This is a genomic window from Maribacter huludaoensis, assembly GCF_029350945.1.
GTDB classification, from domain to species: domain Bacteria; phylum Bacteroidota; class Bacteroidia; order Flavobacteriales; family Flavobacteriaceae; genus Maribacter; species Maribacter huludaoensis.
On sequence record NZ_JARKMS010000005.1, the window covers coordinates 136,956 to 150,543 of the forward strand.

12 protein-coding genes are annotated in these 13,588 nt (G+C 29.8%); 11 read left to right on the top strand and 1 reads right to left on the bottom strand.

Translation table 11 applies throughout. The features are described 5' to 3' along the window. Nucleotides 1–116: 116 nt before the first annotated feature. The 4 genes from PXC01_RS14845 to PXC01_RS14860 all read left to right on the top strand — a co-directional run bounded on the left by PXC01_RS14845 (nucleotide 117) and on the right by PXC01_RS14860 (nucleotide 5,035). Nucleotides 117–1,058 carry a nucleotide-diphospho-sugar transferase gene (locus tag PXC01_RS14845; protein WP_276473074.1) on the top strand — a complete coding sequence of 314 codons (942 nt, stop codon included), beginning with the start codon at nucleotides 117–119 and terminating at the stop codon, nucleotides 1,056–1,058. A 141-nt stretch (nucleotides 1,059–1,199) separates the two neighbouring features. After that, complete coding sequence (locus PXC01_RS14850; RefSeq protein ID WP_276473075.1) at nucleotides 1,200–2,633, top strand: lipopolysaccharide biosynthesis protein; 1,434 nt, start codon at nucleotides 1,200–1,202, stop codon at nucleotides 2,631–2,633. 94 nt (nucleotides 2,634–2,727) lie between these two features. Then, nucleotides 2,728–3,780: a glycosyltransferase gene (locus tag PXC01_RS14855; protein WP_276473076.1), complete on the top strand. Its 1,053-nt coding sequence runs from the start codon at nucleotides 2,728–2,730 to the stop codon at nucleotides 3,778–3,780. Beyond that, nucleotides 3,767–5,035 (top strand): glycosyltransferase family 4 protein, encoded by a 1,269-nt coding sequence (locus tag PXC01_RS14860; protein WP_276473077.1) that lies wholly within the window; start codon nucleotides 3,767–3,769, stop codon nucleotides 5,033–5,035. Before PXC01_RS14855 ends, PXC01_RS14860 begins: the two co-directional genes overlap by 14 nt. On the opposite strand, the gene PXC01_RS14865 is transcribed toward PXC01_RS14860, so the two are convergent. Beyond that, a complete protein-coding gene (locus PXC01_RS14865; RefSeq protein WP_276473078.1) occupies nucleotides 5,032–5,991 on the bottom strand; it encodes an O-fucosyltransferase family protein in 960 nt (319 codons plus the stop codon). The two genes, PXC01_RS14860 and PXC01_RS14865, sit on opposite strands and share 4 nt — an antisense overlap. A gap of 143 nt (nucleotides 5,992–6,134) precedes the next feature. Here PXC01_RS14865 and PXC01_RS14870 point away from each other — a divergent pair, with 143 nt between their 5' ends. The 7 genes from PXC01_RS14870 (at nucleotide 6,135) to PXC01_RS14900 (ending at nucleotide 13,563) form a co-directional block, all read left to right on the top strand. Further along, nucleotides 6,135–7,316, top strand: a complete 1,182-nt coding sequence (locus tag PXC01_RS14870; protein WP_276473079.1) for a hypothetical protein — start codon at nucleotides 6,135–6,137, stop codon at nucleotides 7,314–7,316. Between the two features lie 59 nt (nucleotides 7,317–7,375). Further along, the gene (locus PXC01_RS14875) at nucleotides 7,376–8,245 is read left to right on the top strand and encodes a glycosyltransferase family 2 protein (RefSeq protein WP_276473080.1); all 870 of its coding nucleotides are present in this window, start codon (nucleotides 7,376–7,378) and stop codon (nucleotides 8,243–8,245) included. 198 nt (nucleotides 8,246–8,443) lie between these two features. After that, a complete protein-coding gene (locus PXC01_RS14880) occupies nucleotides 8,444–9,475 on the top strand; it encodes a hypothetical protein (RefSeq protein ID WP_276473081.1) in 1,032 nt (343 codons plus the stop codon). Nucleotides 9,476–9,480: 5 nt separating this feature from the next. Beyond that, nucleotides 9,481–10,704 carry a glycosyltransferase gene (locus PXC01_RS14885; RefSeq protein ID WP_276473082.1) on the top strand — a complete coding sequence of 408 codons (1,224 nt, stop codon included), beginning with the start codon at nucleotides 9,481–9,483 and terminating at the stop codon, nucleotides 10,702–10,704. Between the two features lie 79 nt (nucleotides 10,705–10,783). Further along, nucleotides 10,784–11,863, top strand: a complete 1,080-nt coding sequence (locus PXC01_RS14890; protein ID WP_276473083.1) for a glycosyltransferase family 4 protein — start codon at nucleotides 10,784–10,786, stop codon at nucleotides 11,861–11,863. An 18-nt stretch (nucleotides 11,864–11,881) separates the two neighbouring features. Beyond that, a complete protein-coding gene (locus PXC01_RS14895; RefSeq protein ID WP_276473084.1) occupies nucleotides 11,882–12,655 on the top strand; it encodes a glycosyltransferase family 2 protein in 774 nt (257 codons plus the stop codon). Next, nucleotides 12,652–13,563: an NAD-dependent epimerase/dehydratase family protein gene (locus tag PXC01_RS14900; protein ID WP_276473085.1), complete on the top strand. Its 912-nt coding sequence runs from the start codon at nucleotides 12,652–12,654 to the stop codon at nucleotides 13,561–13,563. Before PXC01_RS14895 ends, PXC01_RS14900 begins: the two co-directional genes overlap by 4 nt. Nucleotides 13,564–13,588 lie beyond the last annotated feature (25 nt).

Here is a 13,588-nt window from a genome sequence, read left to right on the forward strand (position 1 = left end):
ACTTAATATTATTTATTAGCAATCTAAAGTAGATTTAATATATGGTAAAGCTACAAATGCAATTAATACATCTATTAATGACCAGCTAAATAAATTAAAACCGCAAATACTATTTTATGCAAAACAAAACATTCTTTGAAACACCGATACTTTTTATAACGTTCAATAGATTAGATACAACAAAAAAGGTATTTCAAAAAATCAAGGAACAAAAGCCTAAAAAACTCTATTTAGCATCGGATGCGGCCAGGGAAGAAAAGCCAGATGAGGAAAAAAAAGTTCTAGCGGTAAGATCTTATTTAAAAAGAAATATTGATTGGGATTGCGAAGTAAAAATGCTTTACCAAACAAAAAATTTAGGTTGCAAGTTTGGCCCGCACAATGCAATAAGCTGGTTTTTTGAACATGAGGAACAAGGTATAATTCTTGAGGATGATTGTTTACCCTCAAATAGTTTTTTCTGCTATTGCGAAACGATGCTTAATAGATATAAAGACGACTTACGTATTTTTACTATATCTGGCTTTAACTATAATAGTGAATATAGTCCAAAAAATCAACCATATTTTTACGCAAAACTTCCTATGATATGGGGTTGGGCCACATGGAGAGATAGATGGCTACAAAACTTGAAAATGATTGAAAATTTTGAAATAATTAATAAAGACCCTTTGTCACAAAGCATATCTAATGATTCTGCTGTATCAAAAATAATTATTGATAATGCGAAATTATCTATTGACAACAAAGTTGATGTATGGGATTACTTATGGTTATTCACAAACTATATTAACAATGCACTTTCTACTTTTCCAAGTAAGAATTTAATTGAAAATATTGGTTATGGAACAGACGCTACACATACGGCATCCAAAGGTAGTCATAAAATAATTCCGGCTATTGAGATTGACTCTGACTGGAAAAAATCTACTATTATGCTACCCTATCAAAAATTTGATGAATTGCTATATAAAGACCTTTATAATTGGAAAAGTTTAAAAGAAAAAATAACTAATCCATCTCATATGTTAAAAGTAATTAAAAGTAGACTTAATTAATTATTTAACCACTATACTCTATAACTTAATGTATTTTTATCGATTACGATAGTTAAAAAATCAAAACTTTAAATGAAGAAGATTTTTGTATACGTTTAGAACCGTTCAAGAACACTTCTTTAAAATCTTGAATATTACAATTTGGAATTAGGAAACAAAATTTTTAAAGGAGCAATATGGAGCGTGATAGAAAAACTATCAGTTCAAGTAATTTCATTTGCTCTAGGAATTGTACTAGCTAGATTATTAACACCAAGTGAATATGGTACATTTGGACTTTTAATTGTTTTTATTACTATTTCTCAAGTATTTATAGATAGCGGTTTCAGTCAAGCCTTGATACAAACTCCAAACAGAAATCAAAAAGACATTTCTACTGTTTTAACTTTTAACATAATAGTTGCATTAGTATGTTATTTTTTACTTTTTGTTGGCGCTCCATTTGTCGCAGACTTTTACGAAATTACTGAGTTAAAAAACTTACTAAGAGTAGTAGCCTTCTCATTAATTATAAATTCAATGTTTTCAGTACCTTCTACTCTTTTAACCATTGAAATGAATTTTAGGTTACTTGCTAAAATAACATTCATTTCTACATTAATTAGTGGAATCTTAGCCATTATCGCAGCATATTCTGGGCTTGGGGTATGGGCTTTAGTACTACAGGTATTGCTAAAAGGCATAATTTCAACTATCTTATTCTGGATATCCATAAAAAGTATTCCCAAAATAAAATTTTATAATGAGTCTTTTCGAAAATTATTTTCATTTGGTTCTAAACTTTTGATATCTAATTTATTAGCTAATATATTGAGTAATCTAAACTCAATTCTAATTGGTAAATATATTGGAACTAAAGAATTAGGATTTTATACAAGAGGCACTCAGTTTACTGATATGGCATATAATGTTATTAATTCATCAATTAACAGTGTACTTCTACCTAGTCTTTCCACTGTACAAAATGACGTTGAAACTTTGGTTTCCTATTGTAGAACCCTATTAAAAATTACAACGTTAGTTACAGTACCTATTTTCCTTTGTTTAGCTATTTTTTCAGAGCCTCTGATATTATTACTGCTTTCCGAAAAATGGGCAATGGCAATTCCTATCATGCAAATTTTTTGCATCGCAAGAATGATTACCATTTCAATCGGTATAAGTTCTAATATGCTATACGTTGTTGGAAGAACGGATTTAAGCCTTAAACAAGAATATTTTAAAATTGCTGTTAGAGTAATTTTTCTATTATTAGCATTGCCATATGGAATATACTATATAGCACTTGCCGAATTGGCTTCTACAACATCACATTTTTTTATAAATAATTACTTTCCCAGAAAATTATTTAACTATGGTTCAAAAAAACAACTACTCGATATATTAAAAATACTTTTGAGTGGAGTCCTTATGACAATAATTGGTTTCTTTTTTATGAAACTTTTCGACCAAAATATATTCAAAATTTTGTTTACAACACCAATTGTTATATTTGTATATATATCGTGTATTAAAATATTTAAGGTTGATGAGTTCAATCTATTATTAGAAAAAATTAAATCCTTAAAGAAGTAGTTAATTTTTGGACAGTTTACATTTATTGATGAATAATAAAATTTGTTGTATTTTCAATTATGCGCCTCATTATAGATTTCCAATTTATAAATTAATGGGCGATGAATTGGCATGCGATTTCTACTTTGGTGACCGTGTAGAAAGCGAAATTAAAAAACTAGATTATAATTCGCTTAAAGGTTTTAAAAAAGAATTAAAAAATGCATCTATCCTAAACACAAGTTTTTCTTGGCAAAAAGGAGCTTGGTCTTTAATTTTCAGTAAGTACAAATATTATATTATAACTGGAGAACCGTATTATATATCAAATTGGGTTTTAATTATTCTAGGGAACATTCTTGGAAAAAAAGTGGTTCCATGGAGTCATGGAATAAAAGGAGACAATTCTAGGATGGAGTGGTTTGAAAAACTATTTTTCAAATTATGCCCATTAATTCTGCTATATGGTAATCATTCCAGGAATATTATGATAAAAAAAGGATTTGATCCTAATAAACTAATATGTATCTATAATTCGCTAAACCATGATGAACAAGTAATTATTAGAAAAACTTTGAAATCTTCTACTATTTATTCCAACTATTTTAAAAATAATTTCCCTACTCTAATTTATATTGGAAGAATCCAAAAAAGCAAAAAGCTAGAAAATTTAGTTGATTGCTTATTTAATTTAAACAAAAGTGGAAACAATTGTAATCTTGTATTTATTGGAAAAGATTTAGGGGATAATAATGTTTTAAAATTAGCCAAAAAACTAAATATATTAAAACAAATTTGGTTTTACGGACCATGTTATGAAGAACAGAGAATTGGCGAACTTATATTTAATGCTAATGTTTGTGTATCTCCTGGTCCTGTTGGATTAACTGCACTTCATAGCTTAACCTATGGAACACCTGTAATATCAAACAACAATTTTAACTCTCAAATGCCTGAATACGAAGTTATTATTCCAAACAAAACAGGAGATTTTTATCAGGAAAACAATCAAGACGATTTATTGGAAAAAATTATGCCTTGGTTAAATTTAAATACTGAAATTAGAGATAAAACTAGAATTAAATGTTATAACGTTATTGATGAGAACTGGAACCCAAGATCACAAATGCTTACATTAAAAGAAATATTCCTACATGAAGAAAATTAAAGTTTTATGGGTTATCAATGAATTGTTTCCTGAAGTGGCTGATTATCTAAAACTAGAAACGTCCTATGTTGGCGGTTGGGTTAATGGTTTAGCCAATAATATTAAAACTAAAGAATCTATTGAATTACATATTTCTACTGTTCATCAAGTTGATAGTATAAAACAGTTTTATGATAATAAAATCAACTTTCATGTAGTCCCATCTGTAAAAAACAATCAGGACTATGATAAAAATTTAGAAAAAGAGTGGAAAGTGCTAATATCAGAAGTACAACCGGATGTAATACATATTCATGGAACAGAATATGCACACGGTTTAGCATTGATGAATTCTTGTCCTAATCAAAAATATGTGATATCTATCCAAGGTTTGGTAAGTGTTTATGTGAAATATTATTTAGCCAATCTTTCTTTTTCTACAATTTTAAAAAATGTAAGTTTCAGAGACGTTATTAGATTCGATACAATTTGGCAAGGAAAATCCAAATACAAAAAAAGAGGAAAATTTGAACTGCAATACCTAACTAAGACAAAAAACGTGATGGGTAGAACTGACTGGGATTTTGCTCATGCAAAAAGTATTAACCAACAGGTAAATTATCATTTTTGCAATGAAACACTTAGAGACTCTTTTTATACTGAAGTCAAATGGAAATTTAATAAAATTGAAAAATTTTCTGTTTTTTTAAGTCAATGTTCCTATCCTATAAAAGGTTTACATCAGATGCTTGAAGCTTTGACTATTATAAAAAAGTATAATCCTGATGTGACTTTAAATATAGCAGGTGAAAATATTCTTGCAAAGAATAAAATTAAAATAACAGGTTATGCAAAATTAATTCAAAGGTTAATAACTAAATATAACTTAAAGGATAATATTAATTTTTTGGGCATTTTAAATGAACATCAAATGAAAGACCAATATCTGAAAAGTCATGTTTTTGTATGTCCGTCAAGTATTGAAAACAGTCCTAATTCTTTAGGGGAAGCTCAAATTTTGGGTGTACCCTCAATAGCTTCCTATGTAGGTGGAAATCACAATTTAGTAAATCACGGTCATGATGGTTATTTGTATAGATTTGAAGAATCAGAAATTTTAGCACAATTAATAATTAAACTTTTTAATAAACATGAGTTATGTGAAAGAATAAGCTCTAATGCTATTGTATCTGGAGAGTTAAGGCACAATAGAAAAATAAACGCAAATCGTAATTTAGAAATTTATAAAAATATTTATATACACAACATAAATTAACTAACCGTTTCTTCTTCTATACCGCCTATATCTGCAGCTGTCTGACTAAATGAACTATGATGAGACCCATATATTTTTTTCGTATTACTTAAACAATATAAATCCAAAACCGCATCTTTAATAGCATCTGGGTGGTTGCGATTATAATTTGAAACTGGATTTGTCAAAATTTTATTTTCAAATTGTAATTGTAATTCTGCTTTTGTTTTTTGGTCATCAGTTGATAAAAAGAATGAGGCATTCTTGTTATCCTTTAAAACTTTTTTTATTTTATCTACAAAAAGATCTGTAGTACTTATATCTTTAGAAATAGTATGGTCTGTTCTTCTTATATGTAAACCAAAAGTATTTTTAAAATTTTTCCTTTTTCTATTTATTTTCAACAATAAATCAGATACAGGTTGAAAATAATTATAATTATTTTCAATAGGATTAAGTCTATAACATGATGAGATATAATAATCTCCAGTCAAATTAATAAATTTATTTCCAATATTATTTAAAAAATTTTGATCTAACTGTCTAGCCGACAAATGAATGTTTTGAGAATTATACAAAACCGAAAGTTGTTCATTAACAATAACGTGTTCGAAATCCAAGTTGCGAATCTTAGATATTATAGATTTTTGTAATTTATTTAAAAATCTTTTTTTCAAAACATTTTTTAAAGTTCTAACAACTTTGTATTCACGACTGCTATAGACAAAAGTACCATCCTCTTTCTTTCCATAACTCTTCAAAAATGATTCTGGAAATCCAACCGGACAATCTAAAATCAATAATTTAAATTCCTTAATTTTTGGAATATCAAATAGTTCTTCATAGCTACAATTTAGTGATTCATCTAAAACCCATAGTACGGTTAAATCCTGTCCACTTTTTTTACAAATAGAAATTAAAGAATCTATAGTACGTAAACGATTACAAAGTCCTCCAATAGGTTTTAAATAAATCATAAATAATTTTAAATTAAATTTTCATAGGAATTTCCTATGATTTCAGCGTTAAAAATAATTTTACTCTTCATAACTCCAAATAAATTGCAATATTGCCATAGATTTGAAGAATAATATCTTAATAACATTATAACAACTTTTTTATGCTATCATTGATCAAACAAGTTGGTCTAAGCCCATTCATACTTTTAACACTATATTTAATTGATCCGTTCAATTTTGGATTCGCGTTTGGATATTTAATTTTTATTTATTTTTTCCTTTCCGGAAAAGCAATATTACCGCTATTAGATAAAGATATTGTTTTCATAACGCTCTTTACAGCTGTTTATGCTATTTATTATAGTTTTAACCCCATAAGTGGATCACAATTTATCTTTATCTATTTACTATTTCCTCCAACCTTTTATTTATTAGGTAAATTAATCTCCAATAAAATAAACAATTTTGATAATATATATAAAATACTTTTATTAATTGCTACGATTTACTCATTTATAGCATTGATATCTGTACTTTTAAATATTTACAATGTAGGTTTTTATCAAGTGAACAGGGATGTTTCAATGATATGGAGTCATGACCCTATGAACGCAACTGGTATGGCTGCCTATTTATTCGCAAATATGTGTTTACCCGGAATTATTCTGTTTAGTTTTAGAAATAATAAACATTCAGAAAATCTGATTCTTATCCTCATCTACATTTTATCAATTACTGCCGTCCTGAGACTTGGGAGCAGAACACAGTTGGGTATAACTTTAATTACTTTGTTCGTTTCAATATTCTATTTTTTAGCAAAACAGAGCATTGTAAAAAGAGCTATATCGTTGATAATATTAACAGTATTTACAATACTTTCAATTTCATATATTTCTGTCAATTCTAAGTCAGATATTTTTTCTGCTTATGCAGATAGAATGGATAGCAAAAAATATGGAGCCGGAACTGCTGGAGGAAGAACCGAGCGTTGGAGCAAATCAATAGATAATTTAATTGAAAAACCTTTAGGCTGGGAGGTTCAAGAATTCGGATATTCACATAATTTATGGTTAGATGCAGCCAGAGTTGGAACAGTTATTTGCTTCATACTTTTAGTATGGTTTTCCATAAGATCAACAATCAATGTTTACAAAGTAACTAAATATAAGATTTTACCTTTACGGCTTAAAAATTTAATTCTCATTTATTTTATTGCTTTTTATCTTCAGTTTTTTGTTGAACCCATATTAGATGGTTCTATCCAACTTTTTGTTTTTTATTGTCTCTTTCAAGGTATTGTAAATGAAAGTCTATCTATTGGTAAATCTCATGAGCTAGTATAATAAATATTATTAAAAAATGTTTATTAGTTAATCCTAGAAGTTTAATACCTAGCCCGAATATGACAATTGCCGTTCTACTTACGTGTTTTAATAGAAAAGAAAAGACTTTAAAAGCGCTTTATAAACTGATGGTTGCTTATAAAACTGTTTCAGAAAAAGTAAGTTTAAAAGTCTACCTAACCGATGATGGCTCTACGGACGGTACAGGGGAAGCAGTAAGAGCAAAATATCCAGAAGCGATTATACTACAAGGTAACGGAAACCTATACTGGGCAGGTGGTATGCGAAATTCCTGGAGAGAAGCTTTGAAAGGTAATTTTGATGCATATTTACTTTTAAATGATGACACCAATGTCTTCGAAAACGTATTTCAAGAGCTTTTAAACGCTCATGAATATAGTCTTAAACAATTTGGTCGCCAAGGTATTTATTTAGGTTCTACCTATGATGAAAATACTAAAGAAATAAGCTATGGTGGAGCTAAGCTCACTAACAAATTTATGTTCAAGTATCACTTTCTTACACCTAACGGAAAATTTCAAAATTGTGAGTTAGGCAATGCTAATATTATGTTAGTACCTAAAGAGGTCGTTAATGAAATAGGCATACTCTCTGAAGGTTATATACACGGTGTAGCCGATTATGACTACACCCTAAAAGCCATCCAAAAAAATATCCCTGTGTTGATTACACCTAACTATTCAGGTACCTGCACAGATGATCACAGTGATATTTATATGACCTTTCCAGAAAAGACATTTTCTGAACGACTTGCTCTATTAAAAAGTCCTTTGGCACTTGACTTTAAATCTAATTTTAATTTAATGCTACGGCACTTTCCATTACGTGTTCCTTTTGTTTTATTTAGTGCAGGGCTGAAATTATTTATGCCCTCAATTTACGTAAAGGGATTAAGAAAGAATAGATAAACAACCGTTGATAAGCATTACTGCTTAAAACCTAATTATTTCAAATAAGTAAAATTATTTAGGTTTTAAAATTCATTTACATTGTAAGAAAATTAATCCACTGATACTATAAAAGCTTTACATCTATTATATATTCTATATACCGATTAATACTTAGTATTCGTCTTTTTTATCTAAAATTTGTCTCAAAATAAAAGCATGACCAAATATATAGCCACCTGGGTTTATTTAGATTCATCATCTGAAAAATCAAAATATCCAAACAATAAAGGAGATTCTACTACACCAGAATTCCAAGCGGTTTATTGGCGCTGTATTGTTCTATTTTTTAAAACTTCTTTACGCTTCAATAAAAATGCTACCCATTTAATTTTTACGAATACTGCTGATATACCTACCATTGACGGTATGGATTTAAGCATCTTTTTTAAAGAAAATAATATTGAGGTTATTACATTAAGTAATAAATATCCATTACCTAATAACTACTTTGGTAAGTTTAGAAACCAATATTTTGAATTCTCCATTATTGATCATATGGCTACCCGTATGCAAGATGAGGATGGCTTTCTACTATTGGACTCCGATTGTATTTTTACCCAACCAATGGATAACGCCTTTAAAGAACTAGAGGCGGAAGAAATGGCTATTACCTACGTAGTAGACCATGAAACCGATTATATGATACATGGAGTTAGTGGTGATAATATGAAAGAGATTTTTAAGGACTTTGGCGTGGTAGTAGACCAAAATCCATATTATAGCGGTGGTGAGCTTCTATTTGCCAAAGGAGCCTTTATCAAAAATGTTTCAAACGATTTTCCTCAACTTTTTGACGATATGTTAAAGCGACACAAAGAAGGAAGAATAAAGTTTAATGAAGAAGCCCACGTACTTAGTTATTACTTTTACAAACACAAAGCATTAATGGCCGGCATGGATAAGTACATAAAACGTTTGTGGACGAACAGAAACTATTTTAGAAATGTACAGCCAGATGACATTAATCTTGCCATTTGGCACCTACCTAATGAAAAGAATACCGGTTTAGATAAATTATTTGGTATGCTTACCAATGGAAATGATTTTACATTATTACCAGAAGACGAATACTTGAAAACGGTACACGATGCATTACTAAGAAAATCTAACTACAAGAAAGACTACATTGCCATGTTCAAAGATTTTGGATCAAAGTTTTTAATGATGGTGGGTCTAAAAACTAAATAGAACGTTTGGTATTACGCAAAAAAAATATAGTTCAAATAAATGTAGAATCTAATTTTGGTTCTACAGGTAAAATTTGTGTGAACATTAGCGATTACCTAGAGTCTCATGAAAATGAACCTCATATTGCACATGGTCCCATACATAGAGATACCAGTAACAGCACCTACCAAATAGGAACAAAGCTGGACTACTATCTGCACATACTAAATACCCGAATTTTTGACAAACATGGGCTTGGTTCTAAAAAAGCTACAAAAGATTTTCTAAATAAGCTGAAAGTTTTAAAACCAGATTTAATTCATCTGCACAATATTCACGGATATTATATTAATTATGAATTGTTATTTGAATTTATAAAAGAAACAAATATACCAGTAGTATGGACCTTACATGATTGTTGGTCATTTACTGGGCACTGTACCCATTTTGAATATATTGACTGTGAAAAATATAAAACGGCCTGTACCAAATGTCCACTAACGTATACGTATCCTAAAAGTTGGTTGGTAGATCGCTCTTCAAAAAATTTCGCACAAAAGAAAGCTTCTTTTACAGGAGTAAAAAACTTAACGTTAGTACCGGTTTCTGAATGGTTGGGCACTAAGGTAGAACAATCCTTTTTACGCCACTACCCTATCCATACCATAACAAATGGTATTGACGTTTCAACTTTTGAGCCTAAAAATACTACAACTTATAAAGTTGAAAAGGGCTGGAACAATTTTAAAATTATACTAGGTGTTGCAAGTGTGTGGGACAAAACCAAAGGATGGGAAGATTTTATAAAAATTGCACCACATTTAAAAGACGACGAAAAAATTATACTTGTAGGTCTATCAAAACAACAGATAGAGGTATTACCTAAAAATATTATTGGAATAGAAAGAACCGATTCTAAAGAAGAATTGATTCAGTTATACTCATTGGCAGATGTATTCATGAACTTAACATATGCGGACACTTATCCTACCACAAACCTAGAAGCATTTTCTTGTGGTACACCGGTTATTACTTATAAAACAGGGGGAAGTGTAGAAGAAATAACAGACTATAACGGCGCTATTATAGAACAAGGAAATTATTTAGAAGCATATAAAGTATTTAACAAAATGGGCGCTACATTTAAAAAAGAGCATTCGCAAACCATTAGAAATAATGCAATTAAGAAGTTCGACAAAAGTTTTCAGTTAAAAAAGTACGACGAACTATACCAATCTCTTTTAAATTAACGTTAGACATTACGTATTAGCCTTATAATAAAAATTAATATTTTCAAAATCAACAATTGAAAATTGAAAAAGTCCTTTAATGAACTTAATTTTAGATAACATTATATTTTCTTTACAAGATGCAGGAGGTATATCAAATTATTGGTATCAGATCTTAAAAAGAATTAAAGAAGAAGAGGGCTTAAGCATATATTTATTTGATGATTCAGAAAAATCTTCCAATATTTTTAGGCAAGAATTGAATCTTTCAAAATTTAAACAATTAGGCAAAAGTCCTGGATTAGTTGGTAGATACACCAATCCAAAACTTGCTCAATTAAGTGAACAAGCTATATTTCATTCTAGCTATTATAGATACTCAAAGAATTCTAAACATTTAAATGTTACCACCGTTCATGATTTTACGTATGAACATTTTTTCACTGGTATTCAATTGTACGCACATACCAATCAAAAGAGAAAAGCTTTAGCGCATTCAGACGGAATTATTTGCGTATCGGAAAATACAAAGAGAGATATGCTCCACTTCTTTCCAGAACTAGCTGAAAAGAAGACTATTGTTATTCCACACGGTGTTGGAAAACATTTTTATCAGATTGATAAAAAAGATTTAAGTAGCAAAGACTATTTTAATGGCAGGCCCTTTATTTTATATGTAGGAGACCGTAAAGCCATATACAAGAATTTTAAACTTACGGTTAAGGCCAGTAAATTAAGCGGCTTACCTTTGGCCATTATTGGTGGTAGCCCTTTGACAGAGAAAGAACAAACTTATATAAACTCTAAATTAAAGGCAGATGATTACGTCCATTTTAATGGTGTATCCAATGCAGAACTGAACGAGTTTTATAATAAAGCACTTTGTTTGGTGTACCCTTCATCGTATGAAGGTTTTGGACTTCCGTTGTTAGAAGCTCAAAGCGCAGGTTGCCCGATTATTGCAATGAATACCTCTTCTATACCAGAAGTTGTAGAAAAAAGCGGTATTCTATTGGAAGAAGAATCTCCGGAACTAATAGCAAGTCACATAAAATTGTTACTGGATGAAGACTATAGAAACGATTTAGTAGCAAAAGGATTAGAAAATGTCAAAAGGTTTACTTGGAAAAATACATTTCAAAAAACATTTGATTTCTATAAAGAATTAATAAACCAATAAGTTTATATAAATGTTGTAATGAATACAGAAAAGCAAGATATAAAACCATTGGTAAGTATTGTAACAGGTACTTATAACAGCTCTAAATTTATTGGTGACTGTGTAAAAAGTATTAATGACCAAACCTATAAAAATATTGAACATATTATTATAGATGGTAACTCTAAGGACAATACAGTTTCTATAATAGAGCATATGCCCAATAGGGTTTCTAAACTTATTTCAGAAAAAGATGATGGCATTTATGATGCCATGAACAAAGGTTTAAAATTAGCCGATGGTGAAATATTAGGTATTTTAAATTCTGATGATTTTTATAATTCTGAGGAAGTAATACAAAATGTGGTTGAAGCGTTTGAGGATCCTAACATAGATTGTGTTTACGGTGATCTAGTTTATGTGGAGCAATTAAATACGGACAAAGTAGTTAGAAATTGGGTCACAGGACCTTATAAAGAAAATGCATTTAGAAAAGGCTGGCATCCTGCACACCCATCATTTTTTGTAAGAAATTCAGTTTATAAAAAATTAGGATATTTTAATCTAAACTTTGGTCTTGCTGCCGACTTTGAATTAATGTTACGCTTTTTAGAAGGTAATAAGATAAAAGGTAAGTACATACCTTCACCTATGGTTAGAATGAGACTTGGTGGTGCTACAAATAAAAGTTTAAAAAATATTTTACAAGGAAATAAAGAGTGCGTAGAAGCGTTTAAAGCTAATGACTTAAAAGTTTCAGCGGTCTACCCCGTATATAGATTACTACCCAAATTAAAACAATTTCTTAAATGAAAGTTCTAATAACTGGTGGTAACGGGTTTTTAGGTAGCTATTTTGTTAAACACTGGAACGGCAAAGGGCATAATGTATTAACCTTGGGCAGAGGAGACAATAGTGATATAAAATGTGATATTCAGGCAGAAATACCTGAAATTGAACAGGATATAGATTATGTTATTCATATTGCCGGTAAGGCGCATAGTGTACCAAAAACGAAGGCCGATGAAGACGATTTTTATAATGTAAACGTAAATGGAACAGTTAATCTTCTTAAAGGTTTAGAAAATAAAGGAATAAAAGGATTAATGTTTATTAGCAGTGTAGCAGTATACGGTGCTAAAGATGGATCAGACATTACAGAAGAAAACGAATTAAAAGCCACGGATAGTTACGGAAAAACAAAAATTGAAGCTGAGAAAATTATTACGGAATGGGGTTTAGAGCAAAAGATTACTGTATCTATAATAAGACCACCTTTAATAATAGGAAAAAATGCTCCTGGAAATTTAGGTAAGATGATTACCGGAATAGAAAAGGGACGATATTTTAATATTGCGGACGGTAATGCAAAACGATCGGTAGTATTAGCGGAAGATCTAGCGGAATTTTCAACAGCGTTAATTACTATTGGTGGCGTATATAATTTAACGGATGGTTTTGATGCAAGTTTTCATCAATTATCTGATGTGATTTCTAAAAAGAAGAATAAAAAAAGAGTTAAAAATATGCCTCTTTGGTTAGCCAAGGGAATTGCGAAAATTGGAGATTCTATTGAAATGATTTTAAAAAAAGAAGCTCCTTTTTCAACAAAAAAATTAAAACAAATGACAACTGATTTAACGTTCAGTTCAGATAAGGCTACTGAAATAGGTTGGCGGCCAAAAAAAGTAGTGACGAACGTTGAATTATGGATAAATTAAAATAAGACCTTTTTAAAACTATAAA